This is a genomic window from Streptomyces sp. NPDC096048 (assembly GCF_044763415.1).
Lineage (GTDB): Bacteria > Actinomycetota > Actinomycetes > Streptomycetales > Streptomycetaceae > Streptomyces.
In genome coordinates this window covers 817,493-839,287 of the sequence record NZ_JBIWGG010000001.1, presented here as the reverse complement: position 1 = coordinate 839,287, position 21,795 = coordinate 817,493, and the positions used below count along the sequence as shown (strand labels likewise).

At 73.2% G+C, this 21,795-nt stretch carries 22 protein-coding genes; 14 read left to right on the top strand and 8 right to left on the bottom strand.

Annotated features, from left to right (window positions below; translation table 11 throughout):
* Window positions 1–42 precede the first annotated feature (42 nt).
* Window positions 43–789, top strand: a complete 747-nt coding sequence (locus ACIQ6R_RS04010) for a DUF4142 domain-containing protein (protein ID WP_375910728.1) — start codon at window positions 43–45, stop codon at window positions 787–789.
* 12 nt (window positions 790–801) lie between these two features.
* On the opposite strand, the gene ACIQ6R_RS04005 is transcribed toward ACIQ6R_RS04010, so the two are convergent.
* Complete coding sequence (locus tag ACIQ6R_RS04005; RefSeq protein WP_404170369.1) at window positions 802–1,338, bottom strand: MarR family winged helix-turn-helix transcriptional regulator; 537 nt, start codon at window positions 1,336–1,338, stop codon at window positions 802–804.
* A 176-nt stretch (window positions 1,339–1,514) separates the two neighbouring features.
* Here ACIQ6R_RS04005 and ACIQ6R_RS04000 point away from each other — a divergent pair, with 176 nt between their 5' ends.
* Window positions 1,515–2,030, top strand: a complete 516-nt coding sequence (locus ACIQ6R_RS04000; protein WP_404170366.1) for a nitroreductase family deazaflavin-dependent oxidoreductase — start codon at window positions 1,515–1,517, stop codon at window positions 2,028–2,030.
* Window positions 2,031–2,118: 88 nt separating this feature from the next.
* Complete coding sequence (locus tag ACIQ6R_RS03995) at window positions 2,119–2,724, top strand: hypothetical protein (RefSeq protein WP_404218534.1); 606 nt, start codon at window positions 2,119–2,121, stop codon at window positions 2,722–2,724.
* A gap of 121 nt (window positions 2,725–2,845) precedes the next feature.
* Here ACIQ6R_RS03995 and ACIQ6R_RS03990 read toward each other — a convergent pair whose 3' ends face one another.
* On the bottom strand, window positions 2,846–3,988 hold the full coding sequence (locus ACIQ6R_RS03990; protein WP_404218532.1) for a Ku protein: 1,143 nt from the start codon (window positions 3,986–3,988) through the stop codon (window positions 2,846–2,848).
* Between the two features lie 77 nt (window positions 3,989–4,065).
* On the opposite strand from ACIQ6R_RS03990, the gene ligD reads away from it, so the two are divergent.
* Entirely contained in the window at window positions 4,066–4,947 is an 882-nt protein-coding gene (ligD, locus tag ACIQ6R_RS03985) for a non-homologous end-joining DNA ligase (protein WP_404170357.1), read from the top strand.
* Between the two features lie 15 nt (window positions 4,948–4,962).
* On the opposite strand, the gene ACIQ6R_RS03980 is transcribed toward ligD, so the two are convergent.
* Entirely contained in the window at window positions 4,963–5,766 is an 804-nt protein-coding gene (locus ACIQ6R_RS03980) for a nuclease-related domain-containing protein (RefSeq protein WP_404218530.1), read from the bottom strand.
* 108 nt (window positions 5,767–5,874) lie between these two features.
* On the opposite strand from ACIQ6R_RS03980, the gene ACIQ6R_RS03975 reads away from it, so the two are divergent.
* The 10 genes from ACIQ6R_RS03975 to ACIQ6R_RS03930 all read left to right on the top strand — a co-directional run bounded on the left by ACIQ6R_RS03975 (window position 5,875) and on the right by ACIQ6R_RS03930 (window position 15,629).
* Window positions 5,875–6,381 carry a dual specificity protein phosphatase family protein gene (locus ACIQ6R_RS03975; protein ID WP_404218528.1) on the top strand — a complete coding sequence of 169 codons (507 nt, stop codon included), beginning with the start codon at window positions 5,875–5,877 and terminating at the stop codon, window positions 6,379–6,381.
* A 98-nt stretch (window positions 6,382–6,479) separates the two neighbouring features.
* Entirely contained in the window at window positions 6,480–7,292 is an 813-nt protein-coding gene (locus ACIQ6R_RS03970) for a hypothetical protein (protein ID WP_404218526.1), read from the top strand.
* On the top strand, window positions 7,289–8,533 hold the full coding sequence (locus ACIQ6R_RS03965; RefSeq protein WP_404218524.1) for an ATP-binding protein: 1,245 nt from the start codon (window positions 7,289–7,291) through the stop codon (window positions 8,531–8,533). The genes ACIQ6R_RS03970 and ACIQ6R_RS03965 overlap by 4 nt, the downstream gene beginning before the upstream one ends.
* A gap of 119 nt (window positions 8,534–8,652) precedes the next feature.
* A complete protein-coding gene (locus tag ACIQ6R_RS03960; RefSeq protein WP_404170344.1) occupies window positions 8,653–9,102 on the top strand; it encodes an SH3 domain-containing protein in 450 nt (149 codons plus the stop codon).
* Window positions 9,103–9,145: 43 nt separating this feature from the next.
* Window positions 9,146–10,528, top strand: coding sequence for an FtsW/RodA/SpoVE family cell cycle protein (locus ACIQ6R_RS03955; RefSeq protein WP_404170342.1), 1,383 nt, complete (start codon window positions 9,146–9,148; stop codon window positions 10,526–10,528).
* A 16-nt stretch (window positions 10,529–10,544) separates the two neighbouring features.
* Entirely contained in the window at window positions 10,545–12,002 is a 1,458-nt protein-coding gene (locus ACIQ6R_RS03950) for a penicillin-binding transpeptidase domain-containing protein (RefSeq protein WP_404218522.1), read from the top strand.
* 311 nt (window positions 12,003–12,313) lie between these two features.
* A complete protein-coding gene (locus tag ACIQ6R_RS03945; RefSeq protein ID WP_404170336.1) occupies window positions 12,314–13,252 on the top strand; it encodes a diiron oxygenase in 939 nt (312 codons plus the stop codon).
* Between the two features lie 62 nt (window positions 13,253–13,314).
* Window positions 13,315–13,968, top strand: coding sequence for a TetR/AcrR family transcriptional regulator (locus ACIQ6R_RS03940; protein WP_404218520.1), 654 nt, complete (start codon window positions 13,315–13,317; stop codon window positions 13,966–13,968).
* Window positions 13,969–14,041: 73 nt separating this feature from the next.
* The gene (locus tag ACIQ6R_RS03935; RefSeq protein ID WP_404218518.1) at window positions 14,042–14,368 is read left to right on the top strand and encodes a hypothetical protein; all 327 of its coding nucleotides are present in this window, start codon (window positions 14,042–14,044) and stop codon (window positions 14,366–14,368) included.
* Between the two features lie 103 nt (window positions 14,369–14,471).
* A complete protein-coding gene (locus tag ACIQ6R_RS03930; RefSeq protein WP_404218515.1) occupies window positions 14,472–15,629 on the top strand; it encodes an NlpC/P60 family protein in 1,158 nt (385 codons plus the stop codon).
* Here ACIQ6R_RS03930 and ACIQ6R_RS03925 read toward each other — a convergent pair.
* The 5 genes from ACIQ6R_RS03925 to ACIQ6R_RS03905 are packed head-to-tail and all read right to left on the bottom strand — an operon-like array spanning window position 15,593 to window position 21,483.
* Window positions 15,593–16,855, bottom strand: coding sequence for a styrene monooxygenase/indole monooxygenase family protein (locus ACIQ6R_RS03925; RefSeq protein WP_404170324.1), 1,263 nt, complete (start codon window positions 16,853–16,855; stop codon window positions 15,593–15,595). The genes ACIQ6R_RS03930 and ACIQ6R_RS03925 overlap by 37 nt on opposite strands.
* A gap of 15 nt (window positions 16,856–16,870) precedes the next feature.
* The gene (locus tag ACIQ6R_RS03920) at window positions 16,871–17,512 is read right to left on the bottom strand and encodes a GTP-binding protein (RefSeq protein WP_404170321.1); all 642 of its coding nucleotides are present in this window, start codon (window positions 17,510–17,512) and stop codon (window positions 16,871–16,873) included.
* Entirely contained in the window at window positions 17,493–17,933 is a 441-nt protein-coding gene (locus tag ACIQ6R_RS03915; protein WP_375910784.1) for a DUF742 domain-containing protein, read from the bottom strand. Before ACIQ6R_RS03915 ends, ACIQ6R_RS03920 begins: the two co-directional genes overlap by 20 nt.
* The gene (locus tag ACIQ6R_RS03910) at window positions 17,930–18,439 is read right to left on the bottom strand and encodes a roadblock/LC7 domain-containing protein (protein WP_404170318.1); all 510 of its coding nucleotides are present in this window, start codon (window positions 18,437–18,439) and stop codon (window positions 17,930–17,932) included. Before ACIQ6R_RS03910 ends, ACIQ6R_RS03915 begins: the two co-directional genes overlap by 4 nt.
* On the bottom strand, window positions 18,436–21,483 hold the full coding sequence (locus tag ACIQ6R_RS03905; RefSeq protein ID WP_404218512.1) for a nitrate- and nitrite sensing domain-containing protein: 3,048 nt from the start codon (window positions 21,481–21,483) through the stop codon (window positions 18,436–18,438). Before ACIQ6R_RS03905 ends, ACIQ6R_RS03910 begins: the two co-directional genes overlap by 4 nt.
* Window positions 21,484–21,795: the final 312 nt, after the last annotated feature.

Genomic DNA, 21,795 nt, shown 5'->3' with positions numbered 1-21,795 from the left:
GTCAGTCGAGCGCGAGTCGCTCGCGTCGCCCCTGGAGGCATCATGCGCCTGTCCCGCAGCAGGATCGGAGTCGTCGTCCTGTTCGGTGCGATGACCCTGACCCTCACCGCGCTGGCCTTCCCGGCCATGCTCGGTCTGGACAAGGCCGACGGCAACCAGGACCGGGTCATCGCGAGCACCAGGTTCGGGCCGCTCACCGAGGCCGACCGCGACTTCGTGGTCAAGGTCCGGGCCGCCGGGCTGTGGGAGTACCCGCTGGGCGAGATCGTGATGGAGCGCGGTACGTCGAAGGCGATGAAGACGGCCGGCGAGCACCTGGTCGTCGGCCACGCCGGGCTCGACGCGATGTGCCGCGAGATCTCCCCGGAGCTGGGCATCACGCTGCCCAACCGGGCCTCCCCGCAACAGGAGGACTTCGTGGCGACGGTGGACGCCAAGAGCGGCAAGGAGTTCGACTCGTCGGCGGTCAACATCATGCGGGTGACCCACGGCCAGATCTTCCCGGCGATCGCCAAGATCCGGGCCACCACGAAGAACACGCTGGTGCGCCAGCTGGCCGACCTGGCCAACGACACCGTCCTGGACCACATCACGGTGTTGGAGAAGACCGGGCTCGTCGAGTACGACCAGGTCACCTTCCAGCAGACCGGCCCGGCGAAGCTGCCGAGGGAGAAGGTCACCCCGCCCCCGCCGCAGCCGGGCGAGCGGGTGCTGGTGCTCAAGCCGCGGCCCGACCTGAACGTGAACACGGCCTCCCCGACGCCCACCCCCTCGCCGGCGGCCCCGTGACCGCCGAACGCGTCAGGCGTCCCGGGTCGCGGTGACGTCCGCGGCCCAGCCGAGCGGATGCGGCTGAGGGTCGTCCGGCGCCGGAGCGAGGGGTTCGCCGCCCGCCTCGCTGAAGGCGGTGAGCGCCTCGATCAGCGCCGCCCGCTGGCCCGGCGCGAGCCGTTCGACGATCGCGGCGACCTCGGCGCGGCGCCGGGCGCTGACGTTCGCGACGGTGCTCCGGCCCTCGTCGGTGAGCCGGAGCAGGGTTTCGCGCCGGTTGTCGGGGTTGGTCTGCCGGTCGGCGAGCCCGGCCGAGATCAGCCGGTCGACCATGCGCATCGCCGTCGACGGGGCGACCTGGAGGTGGTCGGCGAGCGCGACGAGCTTGGTCGCGCCTCTGGTGGAGAGCACCATCAGCATCCGGAACTGGGGCAGCGTCACCCTTTCCTCCACCTCGGCGAGCGACCGCGCGGAGACGGCCACCAGCAGTCGCGACGCGGCCAGCACGGCCCTGGTGACCGCGTCGACATCGTCCAGGCCCCCGACGGGCATCTCACGCTCCGGCATGTGTCCTTTCTACCGCGTCGAAGTCCCTGCTCACTCACCTGATCGAAAGGCGGAAGGCCCGGCCGCCGTCCCGGCCGTCCGGCGACCGGGACGGGGCGGAAGGAGAGCGGCCACCGCCCGTCCATCTTTTCCCTGTGCAAAGGTGGAGGCCAAGTCCCGAACCAGGAGGGTGGTAAATGACACGCACGGACCCGACACCCCGCCGGCCCCGGCCGCCCACCGGCCTGCGGCGCATCGCCGCACGGCTGCCGATCCTCCTCTTCCGCGGGGGACTCGGCCCCCTTTTCGGCAAGCGGCTGCTTCTGCTGCACCACACCGGCCGGAACAGCGGCCGTGATCGCCGGGTCGTGCTCGAAGTGGTCTCCTACGACTCCGCCGCACCCTGTGAGCCCAGTTGGACCATCGCCTCCGGCTTCGGCCCGAAGGCGGACTGGTACCGGAACCTCCGTCAGCAGCCCAAGACGGTCATCCAGTTCGGCAACCGTCACCACGCCGTCACCGCCCACTTCCTGCCCGCCGAGGAGGGCGCCGGGATCATGGCGGAGTACGCCCGGCGGCACCCGGGAACGGCCCGGCGTCTTTGCGCGTTCATGGGATTGGCGGTGGACGGCGGCGAGGCGTCGTTCCGTGAGGCCGGACGGGCCATCCCGTTCGTTCGGCTGGTCGCGGCCGACGGAGACCGCCAGCCGTGAACACCGGGCCCCGGGGATCGGTGGCGGGCGGAGGAGGGCGGCAGGACCAGCCGCCGTACGGGGCGACGAAGAGAGGAAGAGCGGGATCATGACCGCTTCCGGGCCGGGCAGCGGCGCGACACCTGAACAGCCGGATCAGCCGGAGCAGCCGGAGCAGCCCGGCGGTACGCCGTCCGTGCCGGAGCACGTCTGGCGGCAGTTCCTGGAGGACGACGAGCGCGCCATCCGCGCCTGTGCCCTCAGGGAACCCGCCGCGCGGGACCGGGCGCCCGGTTGGCGCCCCGGACCCCCGGACGGCACGGACACGCACACGGACGCGGACACACTCGCGGGCCGGCCGTCCGGCGTGGTCGGCGACCTGTGGCACCCGGAGGATCCATGGACCGGCCCGGCCTGGCGTGCGCTGGACGGCCGTGCCCGGGTCCGGCGGGTCGGCCGGGTGATCGGCACGGCCGCCGCGGTCGCCCTCGCCCTGACGGCGTGGTCGCAGCTGTCCACCGGCACCGGCACCCCGGGCGGCGGACCGGCCGAGACGATCGGGCAGCACCTGGAGGAGAGCCCCCTCCTGGAGAGCCCCGTCCTGCCCACCGCCGCCTCTCTCGCACCGACGGCCTCGGGCGACGCGAGCCCCGCGGTCTTCGAACCCACCCCGTCCGCCGTTCCCCGGGCGTCCTCCTCCTGGACCGTCAACTGAAGGACCCGTTCGGCGCGCACCCGCCGGACTCCGCGCCCACGCGGGCGGGCTGAGCGCGCCCCCTCCCCACACGCGACCGCGAACACCGAGCGGCGCCGCTCTCCGCTCGTGCCGGGTGGCGTCAGGCGCTGCGCTTCCGCGGTGGCGTCTTCTTGGCGGTGCTCTTGGTGGTGCTCCTGGCGGTGCTCCTGGCGGGCTCGCTCTTGCCGGTCGTCTTCTTGGCAGTGCTCTTGGCCGCCGTCTTCTTCGCGGTCCCCGCGGACTTCGCCGTCGTCTTGGCCGTCGACTTGGCCGTCGACTTGGCCGTCGACTTCCCGGCGGCGGAGGCCGTCGACTTCTTCGCCTCCGTCTTCTTCGCCGCCGTCTGCTTCGCGGCCGTCGAGGTCGACTTCTTGCCGCCGGTCTCCTTGGGGGTCCGCCGGGACGACGTGCTGCGCTGCGGCAGGGTTCTGACCTCGGCCTCCTCGGCCGGCCCGGCGCCTTCCCCGCCCCGGGACTCCCGCGCCGCCCGCACGCTGCTCTCCAGCGCGGCCATCAGGTCCAGCACCTTCCCGGGCGCGGCCTCCTCACGGGTCTCCGGGGGCGTCTCGCCGGCGGCCTTCGCGGCGATGACCTCCTCCAGCGCCTCGCGGTACTCGTCGTGCAGGTCGTCCAGGTCGATCTCGCCGAGCGTGTCCATCAGGGCGTCCGCGAGGTCCAGCTCCTGGTCGCGGACGGTGACACCGGCGTCCGGGGCGACGCCCTCGGGGGCGCGCACCTCGTCCGGCCACAGCAGGCCGTGCATCGCGATGGCGTCGCCGACGACCCGGAGCATGCCGAGGCGCTCACGGCCGCGCAGGGCGAACTTGGCGATGGCGACCCGGTTGCTGCGCTTGAGCGCCTCGCGCAGCAGCGTGTACGGCTTGGCGGCGGGCGCGCCGCTCGCCGCGAGGTAGTACGCGGAACCCATCTGGAGCGGGTCGATGCGCTCCTCGGGCACGAAGGCCACGATCTCGATCGTCCGTGCGGTCGGGATCGGCAGGTGGGACAGGTCCTCGTCGGTGATCGGGATCATCGAGCCGTCGGCGTCCTCGTAGGCCTTGCCGATCTCGTCCTGGCCGACCTCGCGGTCCTCCAGCTCGCAGACCTTGCGGTAGCGGATGCGGCCGCCGTCCTCCGTGTGGATCTGGCGGAAGGAGACCGAGTGGTTCTCGGTCGCGTTCACCAGCTTGATGGGGATGCTGACCAGGCCGAAGGAGATGGCGCCGTTCCAGATGGATCGCACGTGCAGCACCCTTCCTGTCGGTCGACTGCCGGATGACCGTCGGGCGGTTTGTCAGTGTTTCGTGAGATTCTCATGGTATGGCGCCTATCACAGAGGTGGAGGGGCGACGGGTCGCCCTCAGCAACCTGGACAAGGTGCTGTATCCCGCGACCGGCCTCACCAAGGGCGAGCTGCTGCACTACTACGCGACGACCGCGGAGGTGCTGCTGCCGCACCTGCGGGACCGGCCGGTGTCCTTCCTGCGGTATCCGGACGGTCCGGACGGCCAGGTGTTCTTCACCAAGAACGTGCCGCCGGGTACGCCCGACTGGGTCACCACGGCCGAGGTGCCCCGGTCGGAGGGCCCGGCGCGGATGGTGCTGGTGCAGGACCTGGCGTCCCTGATGTGGGCGGCGAACCTGGTGACCGAGTTCCACACGCACCAGTGGACGGCGGGCGACCCCGACGAGGCCGACCGGCTGGTGTTCGACCTGGACCCCGGGCCGCCCGCGACCGTCGTGCACTGCTGCGAGGTCGCCCTGTGGCTGCGGGAGCGGCTGGCGGCTGACGGGATCGAGGCGTACGCCAAGACGTCCGGGGCGAAGGGGCTCCATCTGCTGGCGGGGGTGCGGGGGTCGTCGTCGGAGCGGGTGTCGGCGTACGCGAAGACGCTGGCGATGGAGGCCGAGCGGGCCCTGCCGCGGCTGGTGGTGCACCGGATGACGCGCAGCCTGCGGCCGGGGAAGGTGTTCGTCGACTGGAGCCAGAACGCGGCCCGCAAGACCACGGCCGCCCCGTACACGATGCGGGCCCGGTCCGTACCGGCGGTCTCCACGCCGGTGACGTGGGACGAGGTGGCCGGGTGCCGGCGGGCGGAGCAGTTCGTCTTCCGGGCGGAGGACGTCGGTCGGCGGGTGCGGGACCACGGCGACCTGCTGGCGCCGCTGTTCGAGCGGCGGCGGACGGCAGCTCTGCCCTGATCCGGACGGCACCCCCTAGACGCGCGTCCAGGTGGCGCGGTCGCGGGCCATGGAGTGCAGGGCTTCCACGTCCGCCGGTTTCAGCATCCCGCCCAGGCGGGCCAGGTCCGGCAGCTCCGCGTCCGTGAGCACGCGGACCGAGCGGGGCGGGGCGGTGACGGTCACGTTCGCCGGGTCGACGAGGACGAGGACGGGGTGCACCTCGGCCGTCAGGGCGTAGGAGGCCCGGCCGGCGTCGGCGCGGACCCGGCGCAGCAGGGGAAACGGCTCGCGGCGGCCCAGCGCGACCAGGGGGTCGGTGATGTGGGCCCGCTGCCTGCGGGCGGGCAGCACGTGGAGGGCGAAGAGACCGCCGGGGCCGATCAGCAGGTGGTGGACGCGGTCGCCGCCGGGCAGCGGGACGGAGTGCAGGGTGTGCCAGCCGGCGCCGTCGAGGCGGTCGAGGGCCGCCCCCGTCGCCTGCTCGGCCGCCAGCGCCCGGCGCCGCGGGTCGGGCCGCAGCCGGTGCGCCGGGCCGGGATCGCGTTCCAGGTCGACCAGGAGCGCCTCGCCGGGCCGGTTGGGGGCGAGGTCGTCGTCCGGGTGGAGGGAGAGCCGGGCCAGCTCGGCGGGGGTCGGGACCGGGGGCGGGCCGACCGTGACCGGGCCGGTGAGGAAGGGACCCAGCGCTTCGAGGACCTCGTCCTCGCGGTCGTCGCTCAGCAGGTTGACCCGGGCCGCCTCACGGTCGTACCAGGCGACGTTCCCGCCGTCCGGGAGGCAGACGTACAGCCGCTCCTGACCGTGCCGCCAGGTCGGTATGACGCGCAGTCCGTCCATGCACCATCACCCCACGACCATGGGAACAGGCGGGGTGCTGCGGGGGCAAGAACCCGGCTACCTTGGGGAGGAGTTGGGCAGGCCCTCGGGCGGGTTGGGGAGGCACCGTTGCGTACCCGTGGGAAGGGACCGGACGTCCCGGCTCCGGGCAGGCCGTGGGACGAGATCGTGCCGGGCCTGTGGATGGGCGGGCACGAGTTCCAGGGGCCGGTCGGCAGGCGGGAGTCCGCCGTCGTCCGGGACGAGTTCGATCTGGTGCAGACCCTGCTGCGACTGCCCGGACACGGGCCGGACGAAGGCGTCGAGCACCATGTGTGGCCGATCCCCGACGGCCCCCTCGACGGGACGCAGCTCGCGGGGGTGATCCGGCTGGCGGAGGCCGCGGGCGAGGCGCTGGACGAGGGCCGGAAGGTCCTCGTCCGCTGTTACCACGGGTACAACCGCTCCGGTCTCGTCGTCGCCCACACGTTGATGCGCCGGGGCGGCACCGCCGAGGAGGCGGTCCGGCTGATCCGGTCCCGGCGCTCGCCGTGGGCGCTGCACAACGACCTGTTCGTGGAGTACCTGCGGACCGGCCTGGTCACCGCGCGGCTGCTGGAGGAGCTCGCCGAGTAGCCCGGCACGCCTCCGCACGCACAAAATGGACTTCCGTCCGAATAAGGTGTACCGGATCACCGATGCCGATCACCTGATGACCGACCCCCAGGAGTGCAGTGCTCCCGAGCCGCCGCGGGCACCCCGTCCGCGTCCCCGCCGCCCTCGCGCTGCTCCTGGCGACGGCGGCGGCCGGAACGCTGACCGCCTGCGGCGACGCGGGCGGGCTGCGGAGCGCGGGCGCGACACCCGCCGCCCACAGCCCGGCCCGGCTCTGGCCCGACCTGACGCCGGCGTCGAGTCCGGCCTACGACATCGGCGAGGTGGACAACGAGGTCGTCAAAGGCGTCGCCGTACCCGACGGCGACATCCGCGAGGCCGACCCGGTGGCCGCCGTACGGGCCGAGATCACCGCGCACCCGGACGACTACGAGGGCGACAGGGCTCCGTACCGCGAGACGGCCCGCCGGATGGCGGACTGCGGCCCGGACCGCTCGGACGGTGAGCGCGACCGGTGCCCGGTGCTCAGGCCGTACTACCGCGACCTGACCGGCGACGGGCGCCCCGAGATGACCCTGGGCTTCCGGCTGCTGCCCGAGAAGCTGACCGCCGTCCGTGTCTACACGGTCGACAAGGACCGGCTGGTGCGGGTCATGTCCTACGACGACGCGGTGAGCGCGGTCGAGCTGGCCGGGCGGACGGTGATCGTCCGGTCGCCTTCGGAGGTCGCCGGCTACGAGTACCGGCTCCAGTGGACGTGGGACTCCGACCAGCGGGCCATGCTCCTCACCAGCGACGAGATGCTGCGCACGGACGACGGCGGAAAGCACACGAAACGTCCGTCCGCCTCCCCGTCGCCGTCCGAATCCCTGTCACCGTCCACGCTCCCGTCGGCGTCCCGGTCCGCGTCCCCGTCGGCGAGCGCCCGGTGAGACTCGCCCTCCCCCGGTGGACCGGCCCGCTCGCGGTGCGGGCCGCCGTCTTCATCACCGTGATGTGCTGCGCGCTCGCCGCGCTGCTCGGCGTCCTGGTGCACGTCTCGGTCACCAACCAGACCGTGGGCCAGGCCCGCGACGTCGCCCTGTCCCGGCTGGGGGAGGCGACGGAGGCGTACCAGGCCGGGGACCCGCTGCGGCGGGGCGCCGGCGTCGATCCGCCGGGGCTGCCGGAGCGGCTGCGGGACCTGGCCGTCTCGGGCCGGCGCGGCACCATGGTCGCCGACCACGACGGGCGCCCCACGATGTGGGCGGCGGGCCCCGCCGACGGCGGCCGGGCGCTCGCGGTGCGGGTCGACCACTCCCAGGGGGAGCGCACCATCGACGGCCTGGACGGCGCGATCGTGTGGTCCTCGGCGCTGGCGATCGGGGCGACGCTGCTGGTGGGCGCGTTCGCGGTGACACGGGTGACGCGGCGGCTGCACGCGACGGCGCGTGTGGCGCGGCGGATCAGCGCGGGCGACCTCGACGCGCGGGTCGGCGATGCCCGTGCGCAGGATCCGACGCGCCCGCAGGACGAGGTGGCCTCGGTCGCCGCCGCGCTGGACTCCATGGCGTCGTCGTTGCAGGGCAAGCTGCTCGCGGAGCAGCGGTTCACCGCGGACGTGGCGCACGAGCTGCGCACTCCGCTCACCGGCCTGCACGCGGCGGCGGAGCTGCTGCCGCCGGGCCGGCCGACCGAGCTGGTGCGGGACCGGGTGGCCGCCCTGCGCACGCTCACCGAGGACCTGCTGGAGATCTCCCGGCTGGAGAGCGGGCGGGAGCGGCTGGAGGTGGATCCGGAGGCGCTCGGCGCGCTGGCCGGGCGGGTCGTCCGGGGCTCCGGCACCGACACGCGTGTCGACCTCGTACGGGACGCGCGGGTGGAGACCGACCGGCGGCGACTGGAGCGGGTGCTCGGGAACCTGGTCGCGAACGCGCACCGGCACGGGCGGGCACCGGTGGTGCTGACCGTGGACGGGCCGGTGATCACCGTACGGGACCACGGGGACGGCTATCCGGAGTACCTTCTCGCCCACGGGCCGCAGCGGTTCCGCACCGAGGGCGGGACGAAGGGGCACGGCCTCGGGCTGACGATCGCCCTGGGGCAGGCGGAGGTGCTCGGCGCGCGGCTGGAGTTCACCAATCCGCCGGACGGCGGGGCGCTGGCGACCCTGACCCTGCCTCAGCAGCCCTGACCGGTCCCGGACGGCAGGCCGGTGCCCCGATGGCTCAGTGCGGCGGGCGGTGCGTGCCGGGCGCTCCTAATGTGGCGATCAGTCACCTGAAGACCCGTTCGCTCCCGGGAGGAACTCCCATGTCCCTGCTGTCCGCACACTCCCCGCGCTCGCCACTCCTGCGCGGCCTCGCCACCGCCGTCGCCGCCGGCGCGCTCGCCACCGCCGTCGCCGTCACGCCCGCCGTCGCGAACGACGAGTGGGGCGGCGGGAACTCCGGTTCCGGCAGCGCCACCGCCTCCGGAGGCAACGGCGGCGACGCGTGGGGCGGCGGGCACGACGGCCGCCAGGAGCAGGGCAGCTACCGGGGCGTCGTCACCGCCGACCGGCTGCCCCTGCGCACGTCGCCGACGCGCGGCGGAGAGGTCATCCGGTACGCCCACCGGGGCGAGACCGTCCGCATCTACTGCAAGACCCCCGGCGACAAGGTCAAGGGCAATCCCCTCTGGTACCTCCTCACGGACGGCACCTGGGCCTGGGGCGCGGCCCGCTACATCGACAACATCGGCCCCGCGCCGCGCTGGTGCTGATGCGGACGACTCACACACCACACCATTTAGGTAAGTTCCGGACATGACCAAGGCCGGAACCGGAACCGGAATCACCGTGGCACAGGCGGACGCGCCCGCTCCCGTCCCCCGTCTCCCCCGGCGCCGTGGCGTCGAACTCACGCTGATCCTCATGGCCGTCCTGCTGTCGGTGTTCGGCTACTGCAACGTCGGCCTCGCCCAGCACGGCACCCTCCCGCCCGGCGCCGCCGGTTACGGCGCCGGGCTCGGGGTGCTCGCGCTCCTCGCCCATCTGGCGGTACGGCTGCGCGCCCCCTGGGCCGACCCACTCCTGCTGCCCATCGGGGTGCTGCTCAACGGCCTCGGCCTGGTGCTGATCTACCGGCTCGACCTGGAGACGCCGGGCGACCGGGCCGCCCCCACCCAGCTGGTGTGGTCGACGCTGGGCGTCGGACTGTTCATCGTGGTCGTCCTGCTCCTGCGCGACCACCGCGTGCTCCAGCGCTACGCGTACGTCTGCGTCGCCGCCGCGCTCGCCCTGCTCACCGTGCCGATCTTCTTCCCGGCCGTGAACGGCGCCCGCATCTGGATCCGGGTCGAGGGCTTCTCCATCCAGCCCGGCGAGTTCGCCAAGGTGCTGCTCGCGGTGTTCTTCGCCGCCTACCTGGCCGCCAATCGCGGCGCACTGGCGTACGCGGGCCGCCGCCTGTGGCGGCTCCAGCTGCCCACCGGCCGCGTCCTCGGCCCGATCGTGGCGGTGTGGCTGGTCAGCGTCGGCGTCCTGGTCCTGGAGCGCGACCTCGGCACCTCGCTGCTGTTCTTCGGCCTGTTCGTGGTCCTCCTCTACGTCGCCACCGGCCGCACCGGCTGGATCGCCGTCGGCCTGCTGCTGGCCTCGCTGGGCGCGGTCGCCGTGGGCTGGCTGGAGCCGCACGTGCACAGCAGGGTGGAGGACTGGCTGCACCCCTTCGCGTCGATCGAGGCGGGCCGGGGACCCAACCAGCTGGCCCAGTCGCTGTTCGCCTTCGCCGCGGGCGGGGTGACCGGGACGGGCCTGGGCCTCGGCCACTCGGTCCTGATCGGATTCGCCGTCAAGTCCGACTTCATCCTGGCGACCGCGGGCGAGGAGCTGGGCTTCCTCGGCCTGACCGCGATCTTCCTGCTGTACGCGCTGCTGGTGGAGCGCGGCTACCGGGCGGGCCTCGCCGCGCGCGATCCCTTCGGCCGGCTGCTCGCGGTCGGCCTCTCCTCGATCGTGGCGCTCCAGGTGTTCGTCATCGCGGGCGGGGTGACCGGCCTGATTCCGCTGACCGGCATGGCGATGCCCTTCCTGGCCCAGGGCGGCTCCTCGGTCGTCACCAACTGGGCCATCGTCGCGCTGCTGATCCGGGTGAGCCACGCGGCCCGCAGCCAGGCCGGCCGGGCCGACGGGCGGGTGGCGCCGTGAGAGCCGAGCAGCTCCGGTGACCCGGCACATCCGGCACGCCGCCGCCTTCTGCGCCCTGCTGCTGGTCGCCCTGCTGGTGAACGCCGCCCGGGTGCAGATCGTCCAGGCCCCGGAGTACGACGACAACCCGGCCAACCGCCGCCCGGACATCGCCCGCTACCAGCAGCCGCGCGGCGACATCCTGGTCGGCGGCGAGCCGGTCACCGGCTCCCGGGACACCGGCGAACACCTGCGCTTCGAACGGACCTACCAGGAAGGTCCGTTGTACGCGCCGATCACCGGCTTCGCCTCGCAGGCGTACGGGACGACCCTGCTGGAGCACGCCGAGGACGGCCTGCTGTCCGGCACCGACCCGATGCTCGCGCCGCTCCCCCTCTGGAACGACGTCACCGGGGTCCACAATCCGGGCGGCGACGTCGTGACGACGATCGACGGGGCCGCGCAGCGGGCGGCGTTCGAGGGGCTGGGCCGGCGCAAGGGGGCGGTGGCGGCGATCGAACCGTCGACCGGCCGGATCCTGGCGCTGGCCTCCACGCCGTCGTACGACCCCCAGCTGCTCTCCGGGAACAGCGCGGACGCCACCCGGACCTGGGACCGGCTGAACGGCGACCCCGACAAGCCGATGCTGAACCGGGCGGTGCGCCGGACCTACCCACCGGGTTCCACCTTCAAGGTGCTCACCGCGGCGGCGGCGCTGGACGCGGGCGTGATCCGGGACCTCGACGCGCCGACCCGCTCCCCCGACCCGTACACGCTCCCCGGGACACGTACCCGGCTGACGAACGAGGCCGACGGCTGCCGGGACGCCTCGCTGCGGGAGGCGTTCGAGTGGTCCTGCAACACAGTGTTCGCCAAGCTCGGCGTGGACGTGGGCGTGCGGGACATGGCGGCCACCGCGGAGGCCTTCGGCTTCAACGACGACGGACTGCGCATCCCCTTCGCCGTCTCGCGGAGCACCTTCGACGCCTCGGTGGACCGGGCGCAGCTGGGGCTGTCGTCGATCGGGCAGTACAACACGCGGGCGACTCCGCTCCAGATGGCGATGGTCGCGGCGGCGGTGGCCAACGGCGGCCAGGTGCGCTCGCCGTACCTGGTGGAACGGACGATGCGGGCGGGCGGCAGCCTGGTGGCGACCGCCGGCGCGCGGCCCACCCGGGAGGCGATGCGCCCCTCGACGGCGGCGCGGCTCAAGGAGCTGATGACCGGCGTGGTGGAGAAGGGCACCGGTGCGAACGCCGCGATCCGCGGCGCCACCGTCGGCGGCAAGACCGGCACGGCCCAGCACGGCGTCGGCAACTCGGGGACGCCGTACGCGTGGTTCGTCTCGTGGGCTCAGGGTGACGGCGACCTGGAGCCGAAGGTCGCGGTCGCGGTGGTGGTGGAGGGCTCGGCGGCGGACCGCGAGGACATCAGCGGGGGCGGGCTGGCGGCGCCGATCGCACGGGCGGTGATGGAGGCGGTGCTCAAGTCCTGAGCCGGGGGCACCAAGGACGCGCTCGACGCCGGGCAACGCTCGACCCGGTGAACGCGACCGCCGACGCGGCCGACGCCGTACGCGTTCACGCCGCGGACGTCGTGCCCGGCGGGGACGGCGGTGCCGGTGACGGGCGAGGTGCCGGAGGGGCCGGGCCGCTCGGTCCGGGGACCTGAGCGCCTCCCACTTCTTTACTCACGGTCAACAAGTCGTGCGCAGGGGATTGACGAGCTTGCTGACACGCAGTCTCATAAGACGAAGTGAGTGAGTGACCGCGGGTAACCCGAACCGTACGACGAGGTGGGACAGCCATGACGACCCTGACGGAAGCCGACGCGCTCGAGGGCCTGCGCGACGCGCTCGGCCTGCTCAAGGACCGGGAGCAGGTGGCCGAACGGCTGCTCGACTCTTCCGCCAAGCACTCCTTCGACCCGGACAAGGAGCTGGACTGGGACGCGCCCTTCGAGGACGGCAAGTGGTTCTGGCCGCCGGAGCTGGTGTCGCTGTACGACACCCCGCTGTGGAAGCGGATGAGCGAGGAGCAGCGCATCGCCCTCTCCCAGCACGAGGCCGCGGCGCTCGCCTCGCTCGGCATCTGGTTCGAGCTGATCCTCATGCAGCTGCTGGTGCGGCACATCTACGACAAGGCCGCCACGAGCGCGCACGTGCGCTACGCGCTGACCGAGATCGAGGACGAGTGCCGGCACTCGAAGATGTTCGCCCGGCTGATATCCCGCGGGGAGACGCCGTGGTACCCGGTGAGCCCGGTCCACCAGCACCTGGGGCGCCTGTTCAAGACGATCTCCACCACGCCCGGCTCCTTCACCGCCACGCTGCTCGGCGAGGAGGTCCTGGACTGGATGCAGCGGCTGACCTTCCCCGACGAGCGGGTCCAGCCGCTGATCCGGGGGGTCACGCGCATCCACGTCGTGGAGGAGGCCCGCCACGTGCGCTACGCCCGCGAGGAGCTGCGCCGCCAGATGGTGACGGCCCCGAAGTGGTCGCAGGAGTTCACCCGGATCACCTCCGGCGAGTTCGCCCGCGTCTTCTCCATCGCCTTCATCAACCCCGAGGTGTACACGAACGTCGGCCTGGACAGGCGCGAGGCCCTGGCCCAGGTGAAGGCCAGCGGCCACCGCAAGGAGATCATGCAGACCGGCGCGAAGCGCCTCACCGACTTCCTGGACGACATCGGCGTGCTGCGGGGCGTCGGCCGGAAACTGTGGAGGTCATCGGGGCTGCTGGCGTAGACGGGACGGTCCGGTCCGCTCGCGTAGGAGGCCGCGGGGGTGTGCGGGTTACGCTGCGGTTCATGACCCCGCAGGCCCCCACCCCCGCCTACCGCCGGCTCAGTGTCGAGGAGCGCCGCGTCCAGTTGCTCGACGCGGCGCTCGCCCTCTTCGCCAACCGGCCGCCGGAGGAGGTCTCCCTGGACGACGTGGCGGAGCAGGCCGGGGTCTCGCGGCCGCTGGTGTACCGGTACTTCCCCGGCGGCAAGCAGCAGCTGTACGAGGCCGCGCTCAGGTCGGCCGCCGACGAGCTGCGGCTGTGCTTCGACGAGCCCCGCGAGGGCCCGCTGCTGGCCCGGCTCTCCCGCGCCCTGGACCGCTACCTCACCTTCGTCGACCAGCACGACACCGGCTTCAGCGCCCTGCTGCGCGGCGGCAGCGTGGCGGAGACCTCCCGGACCTCCTCCATCGTGGACGGCGTGCGCCGGGCCGCCGCCGAGCACATCATGAGCCACCTGGACGTCGCCGGGCCCGGCCCGCGGCTGCGGATGACCGTCCGGATGTGGATCACCGCGGTCGAGGCGGCCTCGCTGATCTGGCTGGACGAGGACAAGCAGCCGCCCGTCGACGAGCTGCGGGACTGGCTCGTCGATCAGTTCCTCGCCGTGCTGACCGTCACCGCCCGCCGTGACCCGCAGACCGCGACGCTGGTCGAGGCGCTGGCGGTGGACGTCTGACACCGGTGCGGGGGCGCCCGACAACGGTGCCGGGAGATCTGACACCGGTGCCCGGATCGCTGACACTGGTGCCGTGAAGAGCGAAGACACCCCCTTCGAGGGCGGCCCGATGGACGGGCGGGTGCTGCCCGTGCTGGTCGGCATGACCGGGCACCCGCCGAAGACGTACCGCATCCCCGTACCGGGCCCGGACGGCGGCCCGCCCACCGTGCTCGTGTACCGGAGGGTGCCCCGGGGCGACGCCCGGGGCGGGCTGCGGTTCGCCCGCTGGAAGTACGTCCACGACGCCGAGGGCCGCAAGGGCAGCGGGCGGAAGTGGCCCTGGTCCAGGCCGGACCCCGGGCCCGCCCCCGATCCAGACGCCACGCCGGGTGGCAAGCCGGACGACGCCCACGGGTGACCCCGTTGCGCCGAACCGCGCACACTCGGCGCGCGGAGCCCCGGAACACGTCACATGCTCACCGTGCGGAGCGGACCCGCCGCCCCGCCCGGGAGGTGATGGCGTGTCAGGAAGGCTTCTGCGTCTGGTGTGTACGGCGGCGGTGGCGGCCGGGATCGTCCTGTCGCCCGTACCCGCCGCGGCCGAACCCGAGCCCGACGCCGGCGGCGAACGCTCCGTGGCCGAGCTGCTGACGGATCTTCAGCGGCTGTACCGGGAGGCGGAGAAGGCCACCGAGACCTACAACGGCACCGAGGAGCGGCTGAAGGAGCAGCGGGCCGAGGTGCGACGGCTGGACGCCGAACTGGCCCGGACCCGGCTGTCCCTGCACGACAGCCGCGGCGCGGCGGGACGACTGGCCCGGCAGCAGTACCGGAACAGCGGCGACCTCTCCCCCTATCTGCGGCTGCTGCTGGCCCGCGACCCGCGGCACGCCCTCGACCAGGGGCACGTGATCGGGCGGCTGGCCCGGGAGCGGGCCGATACGGTGGGCCGCCTGACCGGCGTCGAGAAGAAGGCCGACGAGCTGGCGGGGCGGGCGCGCAAGGCCCTGGACGAGCAGGTCGCCCTCGCGAAGCGGCAGGAGGAGGAGCGCGACGACGTCCGCGACCGGCTGCACGCCGTCGAGGAACTCCTCGCCTCGCTCACCCCCGAAGAGCTGGCCGCGCTGGCGGAGTTCGAGACGAGCGGGATCGCCGAGGAGCAGGAGCGGTTCATGGCCTCCGGGGCGCTCGGCGACGACGGCAAGCCCTCCGCCGAGGGCGACCGCGCGGTGCGCTTCGCGGTGGAGCAGCTCGGGAAGCCGTACGAGTGGGGCGCGGAGGGCCCCGCGTCGTACGACTGCTCGGGCCTGACCTCGGTGGCCTGGGGCCGGGCCGGGACGCCGATCCCGCGGACCAGCCAGGAGCAGTGGGCGCGGCTGGACCACGTCCCGCTGGGCGAGCTGCGCCCCGGTGACCTGGTCGTGTACTTCCCCGAGGCCACCCATGTGGCGATGTACCTCGGCGACGGAATGGTCGTCCAGGCACCGCGCCCCGGCGCCGAGGTCAAGGTGTCACCGATCACGGCCAACCCGGTCCTGGGCGCCGTACGGCCCGACCCCGGCGGGGAGCCTCTGCGGCGGTACACGCCACCGAAGCTCCCCGAGGGGGCGACGGACGGGTCCGACGCGGGGTACGCGGACGCCTACGCGCCGGCCGCGCCCGAGACCTCCATCAGGTAGCCCTCGGTCTTCGCCGGGTCGTAGAAGAAGTTCTCGAAGTCGGCCGGGTCGTTGAAGCCGTTGGCGAAGCGGTCGGCGACGGGCTGGAGCTGGCCGGCGGCGCCGATCAGGTTCAGGATGTGCTCCGGCGGCGGGGCGAGCATGGCGTTCGTCCACTTGGTGACGTGCTGGGCCGTCTCCCAGTAGCGGTCGAAGGTCTGCTGCATCCAGGCCTCGTCGAACTCCTCCTCCCCCCGCTCCAGGATGGAGGCGAGGTAGGAGGCGGCGCACTTGGAGGCGGAGTTGGAGCCCTGGCCGGTGATCGGGTCGTTGGCGACGACCACGTCGGCCACGCCGAGGACCAGGCCGCCGCCGGGCAGGCGGCCGATGGGGTGGCGGACGGTGGGGGCGTAACGGCCGGCGAGGGTGCCGCCGGCGTCGGTCAGTTCGACCTTGGTGGCCCGCGCGTACTCCCAGGGGAGGAACCTCTCCATGAGTTCCAGGGTCAGGGAGAGGTGCTCCGCCGGGTCCTTGACGTCCTTGAAGGCGTCCAGCGGGCCGCCGGGTATGCCCTCCCAGAACAGGATGTCGGCACGGCCCGAGGTGGTGAAGGTCGGCATGATGAACATCTCGCCGACGCCCGGGACCAGGTTGCAGCGGACGGCCTCCGTCTCCGGGTGCTCCGGGCGCGGGCCCATCCCGTGGACGTAGGCGACGGCGAGGGCGCGCTGCGGCTCGCTGTACGGGGAGCGGGAGGCGTCGCGGCCGAACATCTGGACCAGCTCGCCCTTGCCCGCCGAGACGAGCACGAGGTCGTAGGCGCGGGAGAAGTAGTCCAGATCGCCGACGGCCGCGCCGTGGATGACCAGTTGGCCGCCGCGCTGCGCGAAGGTCTCCATCCAGCCGGCCATCTTCACCCGCTGGTCGACCGACTGCGCGATGCCGTCGAGGCGCCCCAGCCAGTCGATCGCGCGCTGCGAGGGGCCCGGGTCGAAGGAGCCGGGGGCCGCCACCGAGACGCCGAGTCCCTCGATCTTCGGGGCCTGGGACTCCCAGAAGTTCAGCTGGAGATCGCGCTCGTGCTGGAGTGCCGTGTGGAACATGCACTGCGTCGACATCACCCGGCCGGTGCGGATCTCGTCCGCGGTCCGGTTGGACATCAGGGTGACCTCGTAGCCGTGCGACTGGAGGCCGAGGGCGAGCTGGAGGCCGGACTGGCCGGCTCCGACGACGAGTATCTTCCGCATGCGGTGTTCCGTCTCCTACTCGGGGGTTTCGTCGAGCGCGTGGCCCACGAGGGACAAGAGGGTCTCGATGGCCGAGATCCGGCGGCGCGCATCCATGATCATTACAGGTATGTGCGCGGGGATCGTCAACGCCTCCCGCACGTCCTCCGCCTCGAACAGCTCACTGCCGTCGAAGTGGTTCACGGCGACGACGTACGGCAGTCCGCAGCTCTCGAAGTAGTCCAGGGCCGGGAAACAGTCCTTCAGACGGCGGGTGTCGGCCAGCACGACGGCGCCGATCGCGCCGCGCACCAGGTCGTCCCACATGAACCAGAACCGCTGCTGGCCCGGCGTGCCGAACAGGTAGAGCACCAGATCGTCGTCGAGCGTGATGCGGCCGAAGTCCATGGCCACGGTGGTGGTGAGCTTGCCCGGGGTGGCGGTGAGATCGTCGGTCTCCTCGCTCGCCTCGGTCATCAGCGCCTCGGTCTGCAGAGGCGTGATCTCCGAGACGGCGGTGACCAGCGTGGTCTTGCCGACACCGAAACCACCCGCCACCACGATCTTCGTGGCTATGGGCGCACGGGTGCCGTCCGTCTGCCAGGGCTGCATGGGCTCGTCGGGGTCGACGAGTGGGGAGACGCCGTAGGCGGCGGCGTCAGAGACGACGGAGTCCACTGAGCACCCTTTCGAGCAGAGCGCGGTCCGGGCGGCCTGTGCCGTGGCCGGTTCCGGTGCCGTACACACGGATCTTTCCCTGGTCCGCCAGGTCGCTGAGGAGCACGCGGACCACGCCGAGCGGCATCTTCAGCAACGCGGCGATCTCGGCCACCGTACGCATACGGCGGCACAGTTCGACGATGGCCCGCATCTCCGGCATCACGCGGGAGGTGAGGGAGCCGTTCGTCAGTTCCTTGCGCTCCTCGGCGGCTTCCAGCGCGGCGGTGCCGGCCGTGGCGCCGACGAACGTCTCGACGAGCAGGACGTGGCCGAAGCGGGTGCGGCCGCCGGTGAGCGAGTAGGGGCGTACGCGGGCGGGCTTGCGGTCGGCACCGCGTACGGGGAGGTTCTTCGGGGATTTCCTGGGGCTGCTGCTCATCGGGTACTCCCCGTCGAGGTCGACTCGGTCTCCAGGGATTTCCGCAGCTCGCTGCGGAGTTCGGGGGTCAGGACATGGCCGGCGCGGCCGACGAAGAGCGCCATGTGGTACGCGATGACGCTCATGTCGGCGTCCGCGGAGCCGTGCACGCCGAGCAGCGAGCCGTCGCTGATCGACATCACGAACAGGCTGCCCTCGTCCATGGCGACCATCGTGTGCTTCACGTTGCCGAAGTCCATCAGCCGGGCGGCGCCGATGGTGAGGCTGCCGACGCCGGAGACGACGGTGGCGAGATCGGCGGCGGAACCACGCGGGCCGGTACGGCGCACGGCCTGGGCGTCGCGAGCCGCGTCGTTGCGGTCCTGGTCGGAGGAGAGCAGCAGGAGGCCGTCGGAGGAGACCACCGCGACCGAGAGGATGCCGGGCACCTCATCGACCAGGTTGGTCAGCAGCCAGTGCAGATTGCGGGCTTCACTGCTGAGTCCGAAGGTACTGGGCGCGGTCAACTACTTGCCTCCTCGACAGTGCCCCCCGTGGCTTCTTCGGTTGTCCCTGCTGCGCCGGTCGGCGCCTCGGTCCGAGCGGTCCGGTCGGCGATCTCCGCCTCGACGTCGCGGCGGCCGGCCTCCGCCCCCCGGCGGAATCCCCCCAGGCGGCGGCGGAGTGCGTCGGCGTCGACGGAACCCGCCGTGCGCGGCCGTGAGGCCGCCGCGGGTGTGCTGAGCTTCGGGGTCCGCTTGGGCAGGCCCTTTTCGGTGACGGGCTCGGCGGTCTCGGCCGGCCCGGTCGTCTCAGTGGTCCCGGTGGTCTCGGTGGTTGCGGTGGTACCGGATTCCTCGGCCCGCGCGGTGCCCTCGTCCGGGGTGCGGTCGTGGGTGTCGGGGCCGATGGCGTAGGGGCCGGCGGTGCGCTGTCCGGGGAGTCCGGGCGCGGTGGGCTCCTGCGGGGCCGGCTCCGGCGTGGACTCCTCCGGCGCCGGGGTCCGGACCGGCAGCAGGAGGGCCATCGTGCTGTCGTCGGGGAGGTCGCGGCCCGGGAGGGACGACTGGGCGCCCTCCGGGTCCGGGACGGACTCCGGGTCCGAGCCCGAGCCCGAGCCCGAGCCCGAGCCCGAGGCCAGGCTGTCTTCCCGTGCCTGCTCCGTCTCCGCCTCCGCCTCCGGAGCCGGGGCCGGTGCCGGGGCCGGAGCCGGGGTGGTCTCCAGAGCCTCTTGCGGAGCCGTCTCCTCGCGCCCCGCCGCGTCGGCCTCAGCGCGCCGTACGGCCTGTTCCGCCGAGGCGACCAGCGGGTCGGCGCCCTCTCGCGTGCCCTTCTCCGCGCGGCCGTGCAGGACGTTGGAGTTGGCCTCCGCGTCGGCGCCCGGCAGGGAGAAGGAGCCCGTGCCGTCGGACATCGGAACGGTCGGGGCGAGTGCGGCCGGCGGGGCCGCCGCGAGCAGGGTGCTCGGGAGGACCACGACGGCCGCGACACCGCCCTGCTTCTGCTCGCGCAGCCGCACGCGCGCCCCGTGCCGGTGGGCGAGCCGGGCCACGACGTACAGGCCGAGCCCGAGACCGTCCTCGCCCTCCTGGTCGTAGGGCGCCTCCGGGTCGAAGTCGGTGAGGCGGGCGTTGAGCCGCTGGAGCCGCTCGGTGGCCATGCCGATGCCCTCGTCCTGGACGGAGAGCATCACCTCACCGTTCTCCAGCAGCCAGCCGGAGATCTCGACGGGCAGGTCCGGCGGCGAGAAGGAGGTGGCGTTCTCCATCAGCTCCGCGAGCAGGTGGGAGAGGTCGTCGGCGGCGAACCCGGCCACGTGCGCGTGCGGCGGCAGCGCGGCGATACGGACGCGCTCGTACCGCTCGATCTCGCTGACCGCGGCCCGGACCACGTCGACCAGCGGTACCGGTCCGGCGCTGTGCTGGACGTGCTCGGTACCGGCGAGGACGAGGAGGTTCTCGCTGTGCCGGCGCATGACCGTGGCGAAGTGGTCGAGCTTGAAGAGCGTGGAGAGGCGGTCCGGGTCCTGCTCCCGCTCCTCCAGGCTCTCGATGACCGCGAGTTGCCGCTCGACCAGGCCGAGGGTGCGCAGCGCGAGGTTGACGAAGGTGGAGCCGATGCTCTTGCGCACGACCTCCAGCTGGGCGGCGGACTCGGCGAGTTCGGCGCGCAGTTCCTCGCGGGCGTCGGCCATCTTCTGCCGCTGGCCGACGAGGTGCTTACGGTCGGCCTCCAGCGTGTTGACGCGGTCGGCGAGCGTGGCGGCGTGCGTGTGCAGGGCGTTGACGGAGCGGACGACCTGGGCGAACTCGTCGTTGCGGCCGGTGAAGGCGACGGGCTCCTCGGCCGTCGGGTCCTCCGCTCCGGCGAGCCGGGCCGAGCCGCGGCGCAGCACCGAGAGCGGGCGGGTGAGGGTGCGGGCCATGGCGGTGGCGACGCCGACGGCCAGCAGGATCAGGGCGCCGAGGGCGGCGATCCGGATCTCCAGCGCGGTGACGTCGTCGTCGCGCAGCTTCTCCAGAGCCGTGGTGCGCTTCTCGTAGAGGGCGGACTCGGCGCCCCGCATGGCGTCGACGCGGGCGGACAGCGCGGCGTCCAGCCTCTTGGTGCTGGTGCCGAGGTCGTCGTCGGAGAGCGTCGGCTCGTCCGTGAGACCGGCGAGGTACTTGTCGGCGGAGTTGACCTCGGGACCCGCGACCGTGGCGTCGAAGCTGCCGCGCGCCTCCTTGGGCGCGCCCTCGCGGAAGTCGGCGAGGGCGGCGTCCGAGCGCACTCGGGCCTGCTGGGCGGCGGCGGCGAGTTCGTCGCGCTGCTTGGCGTCGGCGTCCGAGGACGTGGTCGTCTCGGTCGGCAGGCCCGTGACCGGGTCGATGACCGTCTCGGTGCTGCTCGGCACGTTCAGGGCCGCGAGCAGCAGACCGCGGGTGGCGGCGGCCTGCTGGACGGCGGTGTCCAGTTCCGCCAGGGCGTAGGCGCCGGCGCCCGCGCGGGGCGGCATCCGCTCGGCCAGCTCCTCGGCGAGGGCGTGGAGTTCGGTGATCGCCTCCGAGTACGCCTCGTGCGCCTGGAGAGCGGTGCTCTTGCCGGTGAGCGCCGCGCGGCGCAGTGCCGCGACGGCGTCGAGGTCCTCGCGCAGGGAGGCCGGCGTGTCGGTGTCGGCGCGCAGTTCCTCCACCTGACGGTCGACGCGGGCGCTGCGCTGCTCGGAGGGCGCCTTGGACTCGGGGCGGCCGGCGGCGATGTAAGGGGTGACCTCGTCCCGCTCGTCGGCGAGGGAGTGGGCGAGGGTCAGCGCGCCCTGGGTCTGCTCGGCGAGCGTCACCAGTTCCTGGGAGTCGTGCAGTTGCCCGGAGGCGGCCACGACCGACGGGGCTCCGGCCCCGGCGATGGCGGCGGCCACGACCGCCACGGCGGCGATGAGGCGGTTGCGTACGTGGGTCGGACGGCCCTTGCCGACGGGGACCTGGGGCGGCTCCGGGATGGAGGTGCCGGGGCTGCGCTCCGCGCTCCCCGCGGGGGCCGTCTGCTTGCCTGTGCGACGAGGCCGCGTCTTCTGCACCGGTGCTCGCATTCCTGACTCGTGTACCCGTGGGCCCGGGTGGCGCTCCGTCAACTGGCCGGTCGGCGCGTGCACCCTCCGCCACGCTCTGGACTGCTCCTCGGCCGCCGACCGCGCGTCGGACGGGGAGACCGCGTGAGCGGGGCAGGCACCCCACCGGATCCCGACCCTCCCAGTGCCAGTGGGCGGTGGGCGCGCATCATCCGACCCGCCACCCGAAGGAGTGAACCCCGGACGGGAGTTGGGGAGCAAGTTCCCCCGGCTCGTGCGACGCGCCTGCGCGGCGCGTCGGTTGGACGTCTGCGACGGGCGGTGGCACTATGT

Coding starts and splice junctions, on each gene's coding strand:
- ACIQ6R_RS04010 (WP_375910728.1), top strand. CDS start 43: ATGCGCCTGTCCCGCAGCAGGATCGGAGTCGTCGTCCTGTTCGGTGCG.
- ACIQ6R_RS04005 (WP_404170369.1), bottom strand. CDS start 1,338: ATGCCGGAGCGTGAGATGCCCGTCGGGGGCCTGGACGATGTCGACGCG.
- ACIQ6R_RS04000 (WP_404170366.1), top strand. CDS start 1,515: ATGACACGCACGGACCCGACACCCCGCCGGCCCCGGCCGCCCACCGGC.
- ACIQ6R_RS03995 (WP_404218534.1), top strand. CDS start 2,119: ATGACCGCTTCCGGGCCGGGCAGCGGCGCGACACCTGAACAGCCGGAT.
- ligD (WP_404170357.1), top strand. CDS start 4,066: ATGGCGCCTATCACAGAGGTGGAGGGGCGACGGGTCGCCCTCAGCAAC.
- ACIQ6R_RS03980 (WP_404218530.1), bottom strand. CDS start 5,766: ATGGACGGACTGCGCGTCATACCGACCTGGCGGCACGGTCAGGAGCGG.
- ACIQ6R_RS03960 (WP_404170344.1), top strand. CDS start 8,653: ATGTCCCTGCTGTCCGCACACTCCCCGCGCTCGCCACTCCTGCGCGGC.
- ACIQ6R_RS03955 (WP_404170342.1), top strand. CDS start 9,146: ATGACCAAGGCCGGAACCGGAACCGGAATCACCGTGGCACAGGCGGAC.
- ACIQ6R_RS03945 (WP_404170336.1), top strand. CDS start 12,314: ATGACGACCCTGACGGAAGCCGACGCGCTCGAGGGCCTGCGCGACGCG.
- ACIQ6R_RS03940 (WP_404218520.1), top strand. CDS start 13,315: ATGACCCCGCAGGCCCCCACCCCCGCCTACCGCCGGCTCAGTGTCGAG.
- ACIQ6R_RS03925 (WP_404170324.1), bottom strand. CDS start 16,855: ATGCGGAAGATACTCGTCGTCGGAGCCGGCCAGTCCGGCCTCCAGCTC.
- ACIQ6R_RS03915 (WP_375910784.1), bottom strand. CDS start 17,933: ATGAGCAGCAGCCCCAGGAAATCCCCGAAGAACCTCCCCGTACGCGGT.
- ACIQ6R_RS03905 (WP_404218512.1), bottom strand. CDS start 21,483: ATGCGAGCACCGGTGCAGAAGACGCGGCCTCGTCGCACAGGCAAGCAG.